22 protein-coding genes and 1 riboswitch are annotated in these 18,814 nt (G+C 34.3%); of the genes, 17 read left to right on the top strand and 5 right to left on the bottom strand.

The features are described 5' to 3' along the window. Positions 1-15 precede the first annotated feature (15 nt). The 4 genes from rplM (at position 16) to tsf (ending at position 2,927) form a co-directional block, all read left to right on the top strand. Positions 16-471 (top strand): 50S ribosomal protein L13, encoded by a 456-nt coding sequence (gene rplM, locus LPB88_RS01710; protein ID WP_160375569.1) that lies wholly within the window; start codon positions 16-18, stop codon positions 469-471. Beyond that, positions 471-857 carry a 30S ribosomal protein S9 gene (gene rpsI, locus LPB88_RS01705; protein ID WP_007808909.1) on the top strand — a complete coding sequence of 129 codons (387 nt, stop codon included), beginning with the start codon at positions 471-473 and terminating at the stop codon, positions 855-857. Before rplM ends, rpsI begins: the two co-directional genes overlap by 1 nt. A gap of 173 nt (positions 858-1,030) precedes the next feature. Beyond that, a complete protein-coding gene (gene rpsB, locus LPB88_RS01700) occupies positions 1,031-1,828 on the top strand; it encodes a 30S ribosomal protein S2 (RefSeq protein ID WP_230712079.1) in 798 nt (265 codons plus the stop codon). A 136-nt stretch (positions 1,829-1,964) separates the two neighbouring features. Beyond that, positions 1,965-2,927: a translation elongation factor Ts gene (gene tsf / locus LPB88_RS01695; RefSeq protein WP_230712078.1), complete on the top strand. Its 963-nt coding sequence runs from the start codon at positions 1,965-1,967 to the stop codon at positions 2,925-2,927. A gap of 72 nt (positions 2,928-2,999) precedes the next feature. Here tsf and LPB88_RS01690 read toward each other — a convergent pair whose 3' ends face one another. Further along, entirely contained in the window at positions 3,000-5,087 is a 2,088-nt protein-coding gene (locus LPB88_RS01690; RefSeq protein ID WP_230712077.1) for a M3 family metallopeptidase, read from the bottom strand. A gap of 204 nt (positions 5,088-5,291) precedes the next feature. Between LPB88_RS01690 and LPB88_RS01685 the strand changes: the two genes are divergently transcribed. The 13 genes from LPB88_RS01685 to LPB88_RS01625 all read left to right on the top strand — a co-directional run bounded on the left by LPB88_RS01685 (position 5,292) and on the right by LPB88_RS01625 (position 15,803). Continuing rightward, complete coding sequence (locus LPB88_RS01685; protein ID WP_230712076.1) at positions 5,292-5,960, top strand: queuosine precursor transporter; 669 nt, start codon at positions 5,292-5,294, stop codon at positions 5,958-5,960. A gap of 15 nt (positions 5,961-5,975) precedes the next feature. Next, entirely contained in the window at positions 5,976-6,635 is a 660-nt protein-coding gene (locus tag LPB88_RS01680; protein WP_230712075.1) for a hypothetical protein, read from the top strand. Positions 6,636-6,897: 262 nt separating this feature from the next. After that, positions 6,898-7,338: a lipocalin family protein gene (locus LPB88_RS01675; RefSeq protein ID WP_230712074.1), complete on the top strand. Its 441-nt coding sequence runs from the start codon at positions 6,898-6,900 to the stop codon at positions 7,336-7,338. A 70-nt stretch (positions 7,339-7,408) separates the two neighbouring features. Next, positions 7,409-7,969 carry a DNA-3-methyladenine glycosylase I gene (locus LPB88_RS01670; protein WP_230712073.1) on the top strand — a complete coding sequence of 187 codons (561 nt, stop codon included), beginning with the start codon at positions 7,409-7,411 and terminating at the stop codon, positions 7,967-7,969. Between the two features lie 89 nt (positions 7,970-8,058). Beyond that, positions 8,059-8,156: riboswitch (TPP riboswitch) on the top strand. A gap of 65 nt (positions 8,157-8,221) precedes the next feature. After that, positions 8,222-8,428: a sulfur carrier protein ThiS gene (gene thiS, locus LPB88_RS01665; RefSeq protein WP_230712072.1), complete on the top strand. Its 207-nt coding sequence runs from the start codon at positions 8,222-8,224 to the stop codon at positions 8,426-8,428. 302 nt (positions 8,429-8,730) lie between these two features. Next, positions 8,731-10,554 (top strand): phosphomethylpyrimidine synthase ThiC, encoded by a 1,824-nt coding sequence (gene thiC, locus LPB88_RS01660; protein ID WP_230712071.1) that lies wholly within the window; start codon positions 8,731-8,733, stop codon positions 10,552-10,554. Positions 10,555-10,590: 36 nt separating this feature from the next. Then, on the top strand, positions 10,591-11,190 hold the full coding sequence (locus tag LPB88_RS01655; protein ID WP_230712070.1) for a thiamine phosphate synthase: 600 nt from the start codon (positions 10,591-10,593) through the stop codon (positions 11,188-11,190). Next, complete coding sequence (locus LPB88_RS01650) at positions 11,157-11,912, top strand: hydroxymethylpyrimidine/phosphomethylpyrimidine kinase (RefSeq protein WP_230712069.1); 756 nt, start codon at positions 11,157-11,159, stop codon at positions 11,910-11,912. The genes LPB88_RS01655 and LPB88_RS01650 overlap by 34 nt, the downstream gene beginning before the upstream one ends. Then, positions 11,902-12,540 (top strand): thiamine phosphate synthase, encoded by a 639-nt coding sequence (locus LPB88_RS01645; RefSeq protein ID WP_230712068.1) that lies wholly within the window; start codon positions 11,902-11,904, stop codon positions 12,538-12,540. Before LPB88_RS01650 ends, LPB88_RS01645 begins: the two co-directional genes overlap by 11 nt. After that, on the top strand, positions 12,521-13,297 hold the full coding sequence (locus LPB88_RS01640; protein WP_305070309.1) for a thiazole synthase: 777 nt from the start codon (positions 12,521-12,523) through the stop codon (positions 13,295-13,297). The genes LPB88_RS01645 and LPB88_RS01640 overlap by 20 nt, the downstream gene beginning before the upstream one ends. Positions 13,298-13,467: 170 nt before the next feature. Next, entirely contained in the window at positions 13,468-13,845 is a 378-nt protein-coding gene (locus tag LPB88_RS01635) for a GxxExxY protein (protein WP_110837542.1), read from the top strand. Positions 13,846-13,873: 28 nt separating this feature from the next. Further along, entirely contained in the window at positions 13,874-15,016 is a 1,143-nt protein-coding gene (thiH, locus tag LPB88_RS01630; protein ID WP_230712067.1) for a 2-iminoacetate synthase ThiH, read from the top strand. A gap of 76 nt (positions 15,017-15,092) precedes the next feature. Next, positions 15,093-15,803: a HesA/MoeB/ThiF family protein gene (locus LPB88_RS01625; RefSeq protein ID WP_230712066.1), complete on the top strand. Its 711-nt coding sequence runs from the start codon at positions 15,093-15,095 to the stop codon at positions 15,801-15,803. On the opposite strand, the gene LPB88_RS01620 is transcribed toward LPB88_RS01625, so the two are convergent. The 4 genes from LPB88_RS01620 to LPB88_RS01605 all read right to left on the bottom strand — a co-directional run bounded on the left by LPB88_RS01620 (position 15,800) and on the right by LPB88_RS01605 (position 18,735). Then, a complete protein-coding gene (locus tag LPB88_RS01620) occupies positions 15,800-16,594 on the bottom strand; it encodes an MOSC domain-containing protein (protein WP_230712065.1) in 795 nt (264 codons plus the stop codon). The genes LPB88_RS01625 and LPB88_RS01620 overlap by 4 nt on opposite strands. A gap of 2 nt (positions 16,595-16,596) precedes the next feature. Further along, positions 16,597-17,235 (bottom strand): leucyl/phenylalanyl-tRNA--protein transferase, encoded by a 639-nt coding sequence (gene aat / locus LPB88_RS01615; protein ID WP_230712064.1) that lies wholly within the window; start codon positions 17,233-17,235, stop codon positions 16,597-16,599. Positions 17,236-17,457: 222 nt separating this feature from the next. After that, positions 17,458-17,829 (bottom strand): DUF3127 domain-containing protein, encoded by a 372-nt coding sequence (locus LPB88_RS01610; protein ID WP_160375588.1) that lies wholly within the window; start codon positions 17,827-17,829, stop codon positions 17,458-17,460. A gap of 30 nt (positions 17,830-17,859) precedes the next feature. Then, a complete protein-coding gene (locus LPB88_RS01605) occupies positions 17,860-18,735 on the bottom strand; it encodes a flavin reductase family protein (protein WP_230712063.1) in 876 nt (291 codons plus the stop codon). Between the last annotated feature and the right edge of the window lie 79 nt (positions 18,736-18,814).

Raw genomic sequence — 18,814 nt, 5'->3', positions numbered from 1 at the left:
AATTAAAATAATATTATGGACGCATTAAGCTACAAGACAATTTCAGCAAGCAAAGCCACTGTAACTAAAGAGTGGATTGTTGTAGATGCTGAGGGTCATAACTTAGGTCGTCTTGCTTCAAAGGTTGCAATGATCTTAAGAGGTAAGTACAAACCAAGTTACACACCGCACGTTGACTGTGGAGATAACGTAATTGTTATCAACTCAGAAAAAATTAACCTTACAGGTACAAAAATGAATGACAAAATTTACATGCGTCATACAGGTTACCCAGGAGGACAAAGAACTTTAACTGCTAAAGTATTGCAATCTAAAAACCCTGCATTATTAGTAGAAAAAGCTGTAAAAGGAATGTTACCTAAAAATAAATTAGGAGCTGAACTTTTTAGAAATCTAAATGTTGTTGTAGGACCTGAGCACAAACAAGGAGCTCAAAAACCTAGAACTGTTAACCTAAACGATCTTAAGTAATGGGAGTTATTCACAAAATCGGTAGAAGAAAAACCGCTGTTGCACGTGTATATGTTTCTGAAGGAACAGGAAAAATCACTGTAAACAAAAAAGAATTCGCAACTTACTTTCCAACTGCAACTTTACAATACAAAGTTTTACAACCAATGTCCATGACAGAAAATGTAAACAACTTTGATGTAAAAGTAAACGTTTACGGAGGTGGTTCAACTGGTCAGGCAGAAGCTGTAAGAATGGCATTAGCACGCGTTATGTGTGAAGTAAATGCTGAAAACAGAGCTATCCTTAAACCAGAAGGTTTATTAACAAGAGATCCAAGAATGGTTGAACGTAAGAAATTCGGTCAGAAGAAAGCTCGTAAGAGATTCCAATTCTCTAAACGTTAATATTACCTGTCTTGTACAAATGGTACAAGACATTATCAATTTATTGAAATTAAAAAACACAGTTGTTGTTGCTCTCCTATCGAGGTAGGAAATAGTTTAGCATCTAAATGTATAAAGCCTGGGAAACCGCCATTTATGCATTGCTAATCAACAGAACGTAAACTAGTACAAAAATGGCAAACAAAATAGAAGTAAAAGACTTACTAGAAGCAGGTGTTCACTTTGGACACATGACTAGAAAATGGGACCCAAATATGGCCCCTTACATTTATATGGAGCGTAATGGTATTCACATTATCAATCTATATAAAACTGCAGCAAAAATTGAAGAAGCTAATGAAGCTTTGAAAAAAATCGCTGCATCAGGTAGAAAAATCTTATTCGTAGCTACCAAAAAACAAGCAAAAGACATCGTTGCTGAAAAAGCAAAAGCTGCAAACATGCCTTACATCACTGAAAGATGGCCTGGTGGAATGCTAACTAACTTTGTAACTATCAGAAAGGCAGTTAAAAAAATGTCTTCTATTGATAAAATGAAGAAAGATGGTACTTTCATGACGTTATCTAAAAAAGAGCGTTTGCAAGTTGATCGTCTACGTGCTAAATTAGAGAAAAACTTAGGTTCAATTGCTGATATGTCTAGACTACCTGCAGCATTGTTCGTAGTAGATATCAAAGCTGAACATATCGCAATAAAAGAAGCACAAAAATTAAACATTCCAGTTTTCGCAATGGTTGATACGAATTCTGACCCAAGAGAGGTTGATTACGTTATTCCTGCAAATGATGATGCTTCTAAATCAATTGACAAAATTTTATCTTTAGTTACTGCTGCTGTAATCGACGGTCTTTCTGACAGAGGTTCTGACAAAGAAACTGAAGTATTTACAGAAGAAGCTGCTGCTGAAGCTGCTCCTGCTGTAGAGGCTGCACCAGCTGCTGAAGCTGCTGCTCCTGCAACTGAAGAATAAATCAAATTTAAATTCCAAATTTTAAATTCTAAAATCCAAAAACAAATTAAAAACGTTATGTTGATAATTTAATAAAATTGGAGTTTAGAATTTAAAAGATGGAATTTTTACTTTTAACATTAAAATTCAAAATATTATGGCAACAATTACTGCTGCAGACGTAAATAAATTAAGACAAACTACAGGTGCCGGAATGATGGACTGTAAAAAAGCTTTAGTTGAAGCTGATGGAGATTTCGATAAAGCTATACAAAACCTTAGAGAAAAAGGACAAAAAGTTGCTGCTAACCGTTCTGACCGTGAGTCTTCTGAAGGAGCTGCTGTATCTTTTGTTAATGCTGACAAAACTAAAGGAGCTATCATCACTTTAAACTGCGAAACAGATTTCGTAGGTAAAAATGAGGCTTTCGTAACTTTAGCTAAAGAATTAGTTGAAAGAGCTATCAACTTCTCTTCTAAAGAAGAATTCTTAGCTTCAGATTTCAACGGAATTACTGTTGCTGAAAAATTAATCGAGCAAACTGGTGTTATCGGTGAAAAAATCGAAATCGGTGGTTTTGAAATTTTAGAAGGCGCTTTCGTTGGATCTTATGTTCACGTTAACAAAATTGCTGCATTAACTGCAATTTCTGCACCAATTGCTAATGGTGACGTTTTAACTAAAGACGTTTCTATGCAAGTTGCTTCTATGGGAGCTGATACATTATCTTACAAAGATTTTGACCCAGCTTTCGTTGCTTCTGAACTTGCTGCTCGTATTGCTATAATCGAAAAAGAAAATGAAGAGGCAAAACGTTTAGGAAAAACTTTAAAAAATGTTCCTAAATATATCTCTTTCTCTCAATTAACTGAAGAAGTTATAAAACAAGCTGAAGAAGATGCTAAAGCTGAATTAAAAGCTGAAGGTAAGCCAGAACAAATTTGGGATAAAATTATTCCAGGAAAAGTTCAACGTTTCATCTCTGACAACACTACTTTAGATCAAGAAAAAGCTTTGTTAGATCAAAACTTTATCAAAGATGACAGTAAAAAAGTTGGTGATTATGTTAAAGGATTCAACGTTGAAATTACAGGTTTCAAAAGAGTTACTTTAGGTTAATATATTATTATTTCAATATAAAAAGCCCGAATATTTATTTATTCGGGCTTTTTTATTTTTGTGCTCTAAACTTTAGTTCTTTTCTACAATAGGAAAATTTCTCGCACGCATCAAAGCATCAGACTTTGGGGCTCTTCCTCTAAAATTCTCATATCCTTTTTCGTTATCAATCGTATTTCCAACACTAAAAACAGTATCGTGTAATCTTTTTGCAACCACTTTATCATAAGGTCCATTTGCTTCTGTAAAAGCCTCATAAGCATCTGCATTGATTACATCTGCCCATAAATAACTATAATACCCGGCGGCATATCCATCACTCGAAAAAATATGCGCAAATTGCGGAATACGATGACGCATTACAATTTCTGATGGCATGTTCAACTTCTTTAAAGTCTCTCTTTCAAATTCATCAGGATCAATAGTTTCAGTTGTTAAATGAAGTTCCATATCTACAAAAGAGCTCGATATAGTCTCTACAGTTGCAAAACCTTCATTAAAATTGGCAGCCTTTTCAATTTTCTCTACCATTGATTGTGGCAATGGTTCATTTGTTTTATAATGCAAAGCAAACTTATTCAGCACTTCAGGAGTCGCCAGCCAATGCTCAAAAATCTGCGAAGGAAACTCAACATAATCTCTTGCTACTGAAGTTCCGGACAAACTAGGATACGCAACATTCGAACACAAACCATGAAGAGCATGTCCAAATTCATGAAATAAAGTCGTAGCATCGTCCCATGAAATCAAAACGGATTCATTTGCATTACCTTTTATAAAATTACAGTTATTAGAAACAATCGGGAGTGCGTTTTCTAACTTTTGTTGATCACGATAAGAACTCATCCATGCGCCAGAACGTTTTCCTGTTCTTGCATAAGGATCAAAATACCACAATCCAATTGTTTTACCAGACACCTTATTACTTACTTCCCAAACACGCACATCCTGATGATACACAGGAACATTTGCAATTTTCTTAAAAGTCAAATCAAACAATTCTCCGGCAACCCAAAACATTCCTTCGCGTAAATTCTCAAGCTGCAAGTATTGCTTGATCTCATTTTGATCCAAACTATATTTTGCTTTTCTCACTTTCTCGGCATAATAGCGATAATCCCAAGGCTGAATTTTAAAATTACCACCTTCAGCATCTACTATTTCCTGCATTTCGGCAACATCCTCATGCACTTTTTCAACGGCAGGCTTCCAAACAGAATGCATCAATTCTAAAGTTTTCTCAGGATCTTTTGCCATTTTATTTGACAAACTCCAATGCGCAAAAGAAGGAAAACCAAGCAACTTAGCCTTTTGGCTTCGCAATTTCAAAATCGTAATAAGCGTTTCGTTTGTATCATTTTCATTACCATTATCACCGCGTTTTACAAAGACTTGAAATGCTTTTTCTCTTAAATCCCTGCGATCAGAAAATGTCAAAAAAGGCTCAATCGAAGAACGAGTATTAGCAACACATCCCAGAACGTCAATTTTACGATTTTTTGCTTCAGCGGTCGCAGCATTTTTTATTTCTAAAGGCAAACCATCAAAATCGCTTTCTTCTTTCAGTTCAATAAACTGATTATTTTCTTCTGCCAGTAAATTTTGGCTAAATCTCGTAAAAAGCGTTGCGAGTTCCTGATTAATCTTTCCTACTTTCTCTTTATTCAGTTCATCTAATTCAGCACCTTCGCGAACAAAATCAGTATAATACAACCAAATTAAACGTTGCTGTTCATTGTTCAGCTTCTCTTTTTCCTTTGAATTGTATAAATTCTCAATTCGAGAAAAAAGCTTCTTATTCTGATACATTTTATCATTCAACTCAGATATTTTTGGCGACATTTCCGTTTCAACAACTCCAAATTCAGCCGTAAAAATATTCGAGCTATAAATTCCAAAAGCCGTATGAATTCGAGCAATCTTCTTCCCTGAACTCTCCAGTGCCACAATTGTATTTTCAAATGTTGGCACTTCTGGATTATTTGCAATAGCATCAAATTCAACTAAATTTTCCTGAATAGCAATCTCTACCGCAGGTTTAAAATCTGAAACCTTATATTCATCAAAAGCCGGAACTCCGCCATACGGACCACTCCATTTTTGTAGTAAAGGATTATTAGAATTTATTTTTTCATCAACAGTTAATAAAATCTCACTCATGATATAAATTGGTATATTTTTTTCGTATAATTAATTAAAAAAGAAAAACAAGTTCTCATTTACCCAAAAGTACCCAAAAATTTAGAATTCAAAAGGAAGTTTAACATTGCAAAATATTTTAAAACCATAACGTACAATTCGAAAAACCCTTCTTTAACTTCAAAAGAAATAACTTAAATTTGAAATGTCATTTATTACATCAATATGTTTAAAACCAGAAAAGAAATCGTTTTTGTAATTTTAGCGGGTATTTTTATAACCAACGCAGTTGTAGCAGAGCTTATAGGGGGAAAATTAATTCAAATTGGACCATTTGTAATGAGTATCGGAATTTTACCGTGGCCGATTGTATTTCTCACAACAGATTTAATAAATGAATATTTTGGAGAAAAAGGAGTAAAAAAACTCTCTTTTATAACCGCATGTTTGATTGCTTATGCCTTTTTAATATTATTTATGGCAATCGTAATTCCGGCTGCAAAAGGAATAAGTCCTGTAAATGACGAACAATTTCAAGCTGTTTTTGGGCAAAGTATGTGGATTATTGTCGGGAGTTTAATTGCTTTTATGGCATCACAATTAATTGATGTTTGGATATTTTGGTTTTTCAAAAGACGAACCGGAGAAAGAAAAATATGGCTAAGAACCACTGGATCAACAGTAATTTCGCAGTTATTTGATTCGTTTATAGTACTCGGAATTGCCTTTTGGTTACCCGGAAAAATCGACTTTGACACTTTTATTTCCTCAGGATTAACAGGATATATTTTCAAACTTTCCGTTGCTGTTTTATTGACCCCGCTCATTTATGCCGGACATCATTTGATTAAAAAATATCTTGAAAACGATCCAGATCATTCTCAGAAAAAGTAAGATACAAGCGCCACAATGAAAAAAACTACCATAATTATACTTCTTTCTATAACATATTGTTTTTTTAGCTGTGGTAACAACGAAAAAAAACAACCTAAAAAAGTACAGCCCGTTAACACTTTAAAACCAGTTTCTGAAGCCATCTCAACTAATACCGAAACTCTTACGAAAGAAATTATCGCGCATTCAAATATCAACAATCAAAATAGCGCTGACAAAAAAGATGTAGTTCTCGCAAAAGCAGATGCTTTAAAAAAGGAAACAACAAACAATACCACAGAAATAGAAAAGGATAATAATACCGAACTAATGAATTTTGCAAACATTCGCAAAATACTCTCACGAAGTAAAGTTGGACAAACCTTAACACAAAAAGAGTTAACTCAAAATTTTGAAATTCCGGAAGAGGCAGTAAAACTGGTAAAAAGTGTTACCAAAACTGCCGAAGATGAGATTGCAGTGAAATGGCATTCAACCTGGTTTATAGAAAAAGTTTCTGATGCCAAATTTACTGACGCCAGAATGAAAGTTAAATTTGTTGCCAATAAAATGTACACTTCAGGACAAGCTATTGGAATTAAATACAACAAAAAAATCTATAATGACCTGATAATAATTGGTCATTCTGCTTACATTCCATCTGTAAAAGGATATCATTGGCAAATAGGAAAATAATTTATAAAAGAATACTACAAAAACGAGTTTTACACGCAAAAAATCACTCCATATCTTTACAAAATTATCTTACATTTTATCCGATATAACTTTAACAAGATTTTTTTTATATCAAGTTTTAAAAACATCTAAATTATACCTTTAAAAATCAACATATTATAAACAAAAGCAAAATAAAGATGAAAAAACTTACTATACTTTGTTAAATCATTAAAAAACATTTTAGTTTTGCAAAAAATTTAACAAACAAATACCCACCAAAATGAAAAAATTAAGCATTTTATTCTTGTCAGTATTGACATTCGGATTCACAGTAACGTCTTGTAATAGCGACGATGACAATTCAGGATCAATTGAAGGAAAATGGACACCTGTGAAAATGGGAAGCGTATTAAACGGACAAGAAATATTAGTTAATATACCAAATGATGGTAAATGCGACAACGATATTATTGAGTATACTACTGATGGAAAATTCACAGATCTTTCTTACGAATTCTTTGACAATAAATGTACTTCATCAACTGATAAAGGAACCTGGTCATTAAAAGACAAAGTTTTATCAACTACTTATGATGGAGATACTGAAGTAAATACAGTAGAGGTTCTTGAATTAACAAAATCTACTTTAAAAGTAAAATATACTGAAAAAGTTGACGCATCTAATAGTGTTGTCATGATTACTCTTTTTGAAAGAAAATAATCTCAACCCCCAATTATTTAAAACCTCAAACCTAACAGTTTGAGGTTTTTTTATACATTTGAAATAAAAAATGGAACCAACAAGATGCAGCTGGTGCACTGCCAGTGATTTATACAAAAAATATCATGACGAAGAATGGGGCGTTCCCGTTTATGACGACCCTACTATATTTGAATTTTTAATACTTGAAACTTTTCAGGCAGGATTAAGCTGGATTACTATTTTAAACAAAAGAGAAAATTTCAGAGCAGCTTTCGATTATTTCGATTATAAAAAAATTGCCAACTATTCTGAAGACAAAATCGAAGAATTATTGCAGAATACTGGAATCATTCGCAACAAACTAAAAATAAAATCGGCAGTTTCAAACGCGCAAGCTTTTATTAAAATTCAAAACGAATTTGGAAGTTTCTCTGATTATATCTGGAAATTTACCAATAAAAAACCAATCATCAATAATCCAAAAACCTCAAAAGATGTACCTGCCACCACTCCACTTTCTGACGAAATCAGTAAAGATTTAAAAAAAAGAGGATTCAAATTTGTTGGTTCCACAGTAATTTACGCACACATGCAAGCCACCGGAATGGTCAATGATCACGCCGAAGATTGCTGGACAAGAGCCAAATAAACAGTCTTAATTTTCAGTTATCAGAAACAACTTCAAACCTGAAACTTGAAACTTTTTTAAACTTCCAAACAAAAAATACATATATTTGCTTCACACTTTAGGGGTGTCTGCTAAAAAGCAGGCTGAGATTTTACCCTCTGAACCTGATCTAGTTCATACTAGCGTAGGGAAAAGTAAGATGACTTCTGCGCGCATTTTTATGCGCAATTGTAGCCATTCCTAAAGTATAACTACATACTAAACTAAGAAGGAATGGAACTAAAAATCAACCAAAAAAGCAAGAAATTCAATGCTGTAACACTTAGCGTTCAGGCATTGCTCGATCTCGAAATTCCCAACAAACAAAACGGAATTGCCGTTGCCGTAAATAATACCGTAATTCCAAAACCCAACTGGAATCAACATTTCGTACAAGAAACCGACGAAATTCTGATAATCTCAGCAACACAAGGAGGATAATATGGCTGCTCGGGCGGGCTATCCGTTTCAAGTCCGCAGTCGTAAACCACAAAAATATAGCCTTAGTAAAGCTTCCGCTGGTCGCTTTTCTAATCCTTATTTTTTACGGTTTTCTCCTTTACGGGCTTTCCATTCCTATCCCTGGCAGAAAGAAAAATTCCAAAAATTAAATTCCAAATTCCAATTGACATACATCCCTTAAACAAATTGCTGTACGTCTCTACAGAAAACAGCATATAAGAACACAATCTACATCAACTTGAAACTTGAAACCTGAAACAAAAACTACAAAAAACAACATTATGACTACAGAAGAACAAATCTCCAGAACCCCTTTTCCAAACTCCAAAAAAATATATGTAAAAGGAGAAATTCATCCAATCGAAGTGGCCATGCGCGAAGTAATCCTTAGCGATACCAAACTTTCTAATGGCGGAATCGAGAAAAACCCACCAATAACTATTTACGATACATCTGGCGCTTACACAGATCCAAACATCGAAATCGACATTAGAAAAGGATTACCTCGCTTACGCGAAAATTGGATTCTAGACCGAAATGATGTCGAAATCCTAAACGAAATCTCTTCTGATTACGGACAAACCCGTCTAAAAGATGAAAGTCTAAACCATCTTAGATTCGAATATTTACATCAGCCTAAAAGAGCAAAAAAAGGCGCAAACGTAACACAATTATATTACGCAAAACAAGGCATTATAACTCCGGAAATGGAATATATCGCTATCCGAGAAAACCAACGCATCGAGCTTTTGAACGAACAAACCAAAGCAATGCAATGCCAACACGCCGGACATAGTTTTGGAGCTAACACACCAAAAAGCAAAATCACTCCTGAATTTGTTCGAAGCGAAGTAGCTTGTGGAAGAGCCATAATCCCAAACAATATCAACCATCCCGAAAGTGAACCTATGATTGTGGGTCGTAATTTTTTGGTAAAAATAAATGCCAACATCGGAAACAGCGCTGTAACTTCAAGTATTGAAGAAGAAGTTGAAAAAGCTGTTTGGGCTTGCCGCTGGGGCGCTGACACGATAATGGATTTATCAACTGGTAAAAACATTCACGAAACCAGAGAATGGATTATTCGTAATTCACCGGTTCCAATTGGTACAGTTCCTATTTATCAAGCCTTAGAAAAAGTAAAGGGAATCGCAGAAGATTTAACTTGGGAAGTCTTTCGTGACACTTTAATCGAACAAGCAGAACAAGGTGTTTCGTATTTCACGATTCACGCCGGAGTTTTACTGCGTTACATCCATTTAACTGCTGATCGCGTTACCGGAATCGTTTCTCGCGGCGGATCAATTATGGCAAAATGGTGTTTATTTCATCATAAAGAAAACTTTTTATACACACATTTCGAAGAGATCTGCGAAATCATGAAACAATATGATGTAGCATTTTCTTTAGGTGATGGTTTGCGCCCAGGTTCCATTGCTGATGCAAACGACGCAGCTCAATTTGCCGAATTAGAAACTTTAGGTGAACTGACTAAAATTGCATGGAAACACGATGTTCAGGTTTTCATAGAAGGTCCGGGTCACGTACCAATGCACATGATCAAAGAGAATATGGACAAACAATTAGAACATTGCAGTGAAGCTCCTTTTTACACACTTGGACCATTAACAACAGATATTGCACCGGGTTATGACCATATCACATCGGCAATTGGAGCCGCAATGATTGGTTGGTATGGCTGCGCAATGTTATGTTATGTAACACCAAAAGAACACCTTGGTTTACCTAATAAGAAAGACGTTAAAGATGGTGTGATCACTTATAAAATATCGGCTCATGCTGCTGATTTAGCCAAAGGTCATCCAGGCGCGCAATATCGTGATAATGCCTTGAGTAAAGCCCGTTTTGAATTCCGCTGGGAAGATCAGTTCAATTTATCATTAGATCCGGACACTGCAAGAGAATTTCACGATGAAACCCTTCCTGCCGATGGTGCAAAAGTTGCGCATTTCTGTTCGATGTGCGGACCTAAATTCTGCTCAATGAAAATATCTCAGGAAATTAGAGATGTCGCAGCAGCCGAAAAAGGTATGCAGGAAAAGTCAGAAGAGTTTATTGAGCAAGGGAAAGAAATTTATATTTAAGAGAGCAAATAGAAGAAAGAATAAAGAGAAAAGATTATGATCGTAATTACAAATCCTTTTGCTGTTGAAAATGAAATCAACATTATACATTCTTTGTTTGAGGAAGGATTGTCTTTACTTCATATTCGAAAACCTGATTTTTCTGAGATTGAAATGACTCAATTTATTCATGAGATAAAAATGGAATTTAGAACTAATTTGGTTTTACATAGTCATCATCAATTGGCAGAAGATTTTGGTATTAACAGAATTCATTTCTCTGAAAAGGCAAGAAAAAATTCTCATGAGTCTCCTGCAAGGTTTTCAAAACCTTGTAGGTATTCAACATCAACACATTCAATTGAAGATTTCAATTCATTATCAACTGAATTTAATTATGCCTTTCTGAGTCCCGTTTTTACAAGTATTTCTAAGGAAGATTATTATCCGAAAGAAAACCTTTTTGAAGCCTTAAAATCAAGAACAAATAACAACACAAAAGTGGTCGCTTTAGGTGGAATTAATTCCGAGAACATTCAAAAAACTCTTGAAAACGGCTTTGACGATATAGCTCTTTTAGGAAGTATCTGGAACAATGAAAATCCAATAAAACAATTCAAATTATGTCAGAAAATCGCCCTTTCGTTCTCAGTATAGCCGGTTTTGATCCAACTGGCGGAGCTGGTGTTTTGGCAGACATCAAAACATTTGAACAGCATCAGGTTGTGGGCTTTGCAGTTTCAACAGCCAACACTATTCAAACTGAAAATAAGTTCTATGATATTGAATGGACGAGTTTGAGTTTTGTAATTCGCTCTATTGAAACGTTATTTGAAAACTATAAAATCAAAAGCGTTAAAATCGGGATTGTTCCTTCTTTACATTACTTAAACCGAATTCTTTCGACGATTAAATTATTATCTCCAACTACCCAAATTGTTTGGGATCCGGTATTAAAATCAACCAGCGAATTTGAATTCACAACTATCGAAGATCGTTTAGACTTAAATAGAATTCTATCAAAAATAGATTTGATTACACCCAATTATAATGAAATTGAGGTTTTATTTCCAGGCTTTATTTCTGATAAACTTTGGTTATTAAATGAAATCCCAACTAATATTTTATTAAAAGGAGGACATAATTCAGATGAAATCGGTACTGATAGACTATTCCTTGCAAATGAAATTATAGATTTATCGCCCACAGAAAAAAAATGCTATGAAAAACACGGTTCAGGCTGTGTTTTATCATCTGCAATCGCCGCAAATCTAGCATTGAATCAAACTCCAAAAGAGGCTAGTAAAAATGCTAAAACCTACATAGAAAATTACCTGAGTTCAACATCAACTTTAATTGGATATCACTATGTACAATAAACTACAATACATCTCACAAGGAAAAACAATCGAAGCACAATTGTATAATATTCATCAGGCTCTGGACGCCGGATGTGATTGGGTGCAAATGCGTTTCAAAAATCAAACTGCCAAAGATACTTTTGCATTGGCTGAAGCTGTAAAGTTTTTATGCGAAGAATATCTCGCCAATTTCATTGTGAACGATAATCTTTATCTGGCACAACAAATTGCTGCCGATGGCGTGCATTTGGGTTTAACCGACATGAATATTGCGGAAGCAAGAGCAATTCTGGGAAACACAAAAATCATTGGCGGAACAGCCAATACCTTTGAAGACATTGAAAATCACTTTAAAAATGGCTGTGATTATATTGGTCTTGGTCCGTTTCAATTCACCAAAACCAAAGAAAAACTAAGTCCAATTTTAGGGTTATCAGGATACTTTGAAATCTTCGAAAAAATGAGACAAAACAATCTCAAAATCCCTGTTTATGCTATTGGTGGAATCACTTTAGAAGATATAAATCAATTAATGGAAACCGGAATTCACGGAATCGCCGTTTCCGCAATGATTACTAAAAGCGATCAGAAAGAAAAATTAATTCAACAACTCAACGAAAAATTATATGCAAACGTCATTGTTTAACATTGGTGATAAAACCTTTAAATCTCGTTTGTTTTTAGGAACGGGAAAATTTGGTTCAAACCTGGAAATGGAAGAAGCAATTCTGGCTTCAGAAAGTGAATTAGTTACTGTCGCCTTAAAACGTATCGATCTCGAAACAGAAACTGATGCTATTTTATCGCATTTAAAACATCCAAACATCAATTTATTACCCAATACTTCGGGTGCCAGAAATGCAAAAGAAGCTGTTTTTGCAGCTCAATTAGCACGTGAAGCATTAGAAACAAATTGGATAAAATTAGAGATTCATCCCGATCCAAAGTACTTGATGCCAGATCCAATCGAAACATTAAAAGCAACAGAAGAATTGGCCAAACTTGGTTTTTTTGTCTTGCCTTATATTCATGCCGATCCCGTTTTGTGCAAACATTTAGAAAGCGCAGGAACAACAGCCGTTATGCCTTTAGGTTCTCCAATTGGCAGCAATAAAGGTTTAAAAACCATCGATTTCTTAGAGATTATAATTGAACAAAGTACTGTTCCCGTAATTGTAGACGCCGGAATTGGTGCTCCTTCCGACGCTGCAAAAGCAATGGAAATTGGTGCTGATGCTGTTTTGGTTAATACTGCAATTGCCGTTGCCGGAAACCCAAAATTAATGGCCGAGGCATTTAGAGAAGCTGTAATCGCTGGTAGAAAAGCTTTTGAGGCTAAAGTCGCAAATCAACACAATTATGCTATTGCTTCTAGTCCCTTGACATCTTTTTTATATGACTAATGTTTTTAATCTCTCGCAGATTTGGCAGATTGAGCAGAATCATTTTAATTAAAATATATAAATAAGCAAGTCAAAAAAAATCTGCTCAATCTGCCAAATCTGCGAGAAAAACATTTTATACAAATGTAAGAAATTTCATTAAATTTGATTTAAAATTACAAATCAATATTATGTCAGAAAATGAAATTTCATATAAAGTAAGAGGCGCTATTTTTACAGTATACAACACTTTAGGTCCTGGATTATTAGAATCAATTTACGAAAGTGCTTTGCATTATCAATTAAATAAGGATGGATTAAATACCATCAAACAAATTAATTTACCTGTTAAATATGATAATATAGAATTAGACATCACTTTTAGATTAGATTTATTGGTTGAAGACAAAGTAATTGTTGAATTAAAATCTGTTGATGAATTGAAATCCATTCACTTTAAACAATTAAATACTTATTTAAAACTAACAAATAAAAAACTAGGGTTATTAGTCAATTTTAATTGCACAAATATTCTAGATAACATACATCGAGTCGCAAACAAAATCTAATCTGCGTGAAATAAAAAAACACAATACAATGAAAACATTCAAATCCGTATTTGAAAACTACGATTGGGATACCATTCAATCGAAAATATACCAGACTACTTCTAAAGAAGTCGAACGTGCTTTGGCTAAAACCAAACGCAATCTCGATGATTTTTTAGTTTTGATTTCTCCTGCTGCCCAAAACTACTTAGAGCAAATGGCGCAGCAATGCCATGAAATTACCAAAAAACGTTTCGGGAAAACAATCCAAATGTATGCACCGCTCTATTTAAGTAATGAATGCCAAAACATTTGCACCTATTGTGGTTTTAGTTTAGATAATAAAATCAAACGAAAAACACTTTCTGATGCTGAAATTAAACTTGAAGTCGAAGCTTTGAAAAATACAGGTTTCGATCATGTTTTATTGGTAACAGGTGAAGCAAATTATACGGTAAATATTAATTATTTCCTGAATGCAATTGCTTTAATCCGAGAACAATTTTCTATTATTTCTGTTGAAGTTCAACCACTTTCTACCGAAGATTATGAGCGTTTGCACGATGCCGGAGTTTATTCGGTTTTAGTATATCAGGAAACGTATCATCAGGAAGTCTATAAAAAATACCATACAAAAGGCAAAAAATCAAACTTCGATTACAGGCTGGAAACTCCTGACCGAATTGGAACCGCAGGAATTCATAAAATTGGTTTAGGTGTTTTATTAGGTTTGGAAGATTGGCGAACGGATAGCTTTTTTAATGCTTTGCATCTGGATTATCTTCAAAAGAAATATTGGCAGACTAAATATTCCGTTTCGTTCCCGAGATTACGCCCTGCAGAAGGAATTATTGAGCCGAATTTTATTATGGATGATAAGGATTTAACACAGCTTATTTGTGCATATCGTTTGTGGAATGAAGATTTGGAAATTTCAATTTCGACACGTGAAAATGAAAAATTCAGAAATAATATTATTCCAATTGGTGTTACAAGTATGAGCGCAGGTTCAAAAACAAATCCGGGTGGTTATGTTGTTGATCCGCAATCATTGGAACAATTTGAAATTAGCGACGAACGTTCTGCAGAAGAAATAGCACAAATAATAACCAATTCCGGTTACGAACCCGTTTGGAAAGATTGGGACAAAATATACAGTCATAAAGTCGAAAGTCTTAAAATTGAAAGGTAAGATGCTTTTATTTCAATTCTGACTTTCAATATAGACTTTAAGACCTTCGACTTTCAAACTTTAAGACTTAAATTAAATGAGTATTATACAAGAATTTTTACGCTACAACAGACAAACTATATTACCGGAAATTGGTGATGAAGGTCAGGAAAAACTCAAAAAAGCAAGAGTTTTAGTGATTGGCGCCGGAGGTTTAGGATGTCCTATTTTACAATATATTGCCACGGCTGGTGTTGGTTTTATTGGTATAATGGATTTCGACACGATTGAGATTCACAACCTGCACAGACAAATTTTATATACCGAAAATGAAATTAATCAAAGCAAAGCACTTGTAGCAAAAGCACTTGTTTCAAAACTAAATCCGTTAATTGAAGTTGAGGCCATAAATGAGAAATTGACAGCCGAAAACGCAAGTCAAATTATTCACCAATACGACATTATTGTCGATGGATCTGACAATTTTGCGACACGTTATTTGGTCAATGATACCTGTGTTGCTTTACAAAAACCTTTAGTTTACGGAAGTATTCTAAAATTTGAAGGACAAATTGCTGTTTTTAATCATAACGGAAGTAAAAATTTACGTGATTTATTTCCAGAAATGCCAGATCCTAAAGATGTCCCGAATTGTAATTTGAATGGCGTTTTAGGAACTTTACCGGGAATTATTGGGACAATGATGGCACATGAAACTCTAAAGTTAATTTTAGAATTACCTACTTTAAAAAACGAATTAGTTCTCTTTAATACTTTAGACTGGAACTTTACAAAACTGAATTTCTAGAATACAAGCCCATCGCCAACCTTAATAATTCCACTATTTAAACTCACAATATTAGTTCCGAATAAAACAGAATTATTAAAATTCCTATATTTGCTTAAAGTTTTTAAAGGTTCTTTTTTTACGATACCTTTCTGCGGATCATTATTTACCATAATACATCTCCCGCAGGGTTTTACGTTTTTAAAATCAACTTCTCCAATCTTAAAAGTATCGAAATCATCTTCTTCATGAGGAACTTCACTGCTTATCACAATATTAGGGCGAAATCTCAAAACGGTGATTTTGTCATCTAGTTTTTCATTTAAAAAATCCAAACTTTTTGTTCCAATCATTAAATATGGATATCCGTCAGCAAGACTCACATTAAAGGTTTCTTTTAATCTTGAACTCTCGTGTTTACGATCTCCACTTTTAATGATTTTCATCAATTTACATTCAAAACCTAAACGGTCGCTAAACCATTTTGAAGTAGCAGAATTTACCTCAACAACTTCGCTTTTATCGTCCCAAACATTCACTTCTATTGGATTTTCTAAATGTTCAGCTGTAGAAAATTCATGTTTTTGATCCTGAAAAGTAATACTAATTTTTCCATCTGAAATTTGCGGATAAAACTGACTTAGTATTGGATATTCTCTTTGCGTTATAAACAGATTTTCAGCATCGACCAACATCCATCTGCGATCATTCTCGAATCCCATTTCTTCTGCGAAAGCGCTCTGACAATTAATTCCGGCTAAACTTTTTATCGGATATATATAAATCTCTTTTACAGTATAAATTGTGCCCATTACTACTTGTTTTCTAAAATAAACATAAATTCTTCGCGATCAATTTCGCGACAGCCCAAGCTCTCTAAATGCGGATTGTAAACCTGACAATCCAAAAGCTTGTAATTTTCTTTTTCTAAATAATTGACCAAAGCGATAAAAGCCACTTTTGAGGCATTTGACACCTTCGAAAACATACTTTCTCCGCAAAAAACATGTCCTAAATCAATACCATATAAACCTCCAACTAAAACCTCATCTTGCCAAACCTCAATAGATTTTGCCATTCCCTGTTCATTCAATTTACAGTAAGCATCGATCATTTCGTTGGAAATCCATGTCCCGTTTTGACCGTCACGCTTGATTTGTTGGCAATTCAAAATCACTTCTTTAAAGCTTTTATTTAACGTCACTTTAAACTGATTTCTGTTTAATATGTTTCTCATACTTTTGGACACAATCAACTCATCCAAAAACAAAACCATTCTCGGATCTGGTGCCCACCAAAGAATAGGTTCTCCTTCATTAAACCAAGGAAAGATTCCGCTTTTGTAAGCCAGTTTCAACCGTTCCGGATTTAAATCACCACCAACTGCCAGAATTCCTTCTTCATCGGCTTCTGTAACGGGAGGAAAAAATAGTTCTTCAAGTACGTAATACATCTTTGTAAATAATCAATTTTTTAATTCCAAATCCCAATTATACAATGAAATTCCAATACTGAAATTCCAAATTCCAAATGGTTGATCAAAGAATCTTTGTCAAAGTTTTGAACTTTGACAAAGATCTGCACAATCGCTAAATCATAATACAAAAAAATCCAAACCCCAATTACATATTTGTATGAATTGGAATTTGGAATTTATTTTTTGGAATTTAAACTCTTAGAAAGGTAAATCGTCCGGTTCGTCTTCGTTTAAATTAGTTGCCGGAGCAAAAGCTTCTGCAGCAGGCATTGGTGGCGTTTGTGCAGGACCTTCTGGTGCTAATCTTTCGATTCTCCAACCTTGAATACTATTGAAATATCTGGTTTCTCCTTGTGGATTAACCCATTCTCTTCCTCTTAAATTGATAGAAACTTTTACTGCCTCTCCTTGTTTGTAGCTACTTAATAAATCGCATTTATCTTGTGTAAATTCGATCAAAATATGCTGTGGATACTGCTCATCTGTGGTAACAACCAACTCTCTTTTTTTGAATGCAGCACTAACTTGTTGCTCTGGGTTAACCACTTTTACTTTTCCTGTAACTTCCATCTTCTTCTATATTAATTATTGTTTCTTTTCTTATTTCTTAGCTAAAAGTACTTTCCACGCCGATAAAATATCATCTTTATTCAGGTATTTTTTGGCTTCTAAATGTATTTTTTCCTGATCGTCTGAGCTTAAAACTCCTTTTACAGAAAAATTTTCTTTCACAAATATACTAACTTCTTCCGTTGTAGGCAAGGCTTCTATGTTCCCTAATTTTCCAAGATCATTTCCGTCAAATACGGGGCTTTCTTTGATATAATTAGGAATTGCATCTACACCAACTCCTAGAGTTGTCAATGGTTTTGGCACTTCAAAAAGCCCTTGATTTGATCTTGAATACCAATTACTTCCCAATCTTGAAACCAAGTCAATTTTATGCTGATCGATTGCTCCGTTTTCATCTAAAATAGCTTCATGAATATGCATTTTTACAACTTCACATAGTATCAAATTTCCCGCTCCGCCTTCAGTTCCTAACGGAATTATCTGCGTAACTTTGCATTCAAACTGCACCGGAGATTCTTTTACACGATATGGTTTTACTAAATCTGACGGAATTTGTGTTAATCCAGCTTTTATAAATTCATTTATTCCTTCGGCATATTCTGTACTTGCTAATGAAGTTTGTTGTACCAAATCATAATTTACAACATTTATTACTACTTCACGCGTTGCTTCAACATTAATTAAAGTGTGTTTTACAGTATTGTCTCGCACTCTTCGTGCCGGCGAAAAAACCAAAATTGGCGGATTTGCACTAAATACATTAAAGAAACTGAAAGGTGATAAATTTGGAATCCCTTTTGCACTAATTGTACTTGCAAATGCAATTGGTCTTGGCCCGACAGCACTTTGCAAATAACCATGCAATTTAGCTGTTGGTATCTCTTTTGGATCGATACTAATCATACTTTTTCTGTTTAACCGAATCTCGTTTCGGAAAGTACAAAAGTAGAGAAATCGTTTCTGCCAAAGAAATACTTTTGAG

It is taken from the genome of Flavobacterium sp. JAS (assembly GCF_020991455.1).
Taxonomy (GTDB): Bacteria; Bacteroidota; Bacteroidia; order Flavobacteriales; family Flavobacteriaceae; genus Flavobacterium.
The sequence above is the reverse complement of the archived record's forward strand: the minus strand, read 5'-3'. Positions and strand labels throughout refer to the sequence as shown.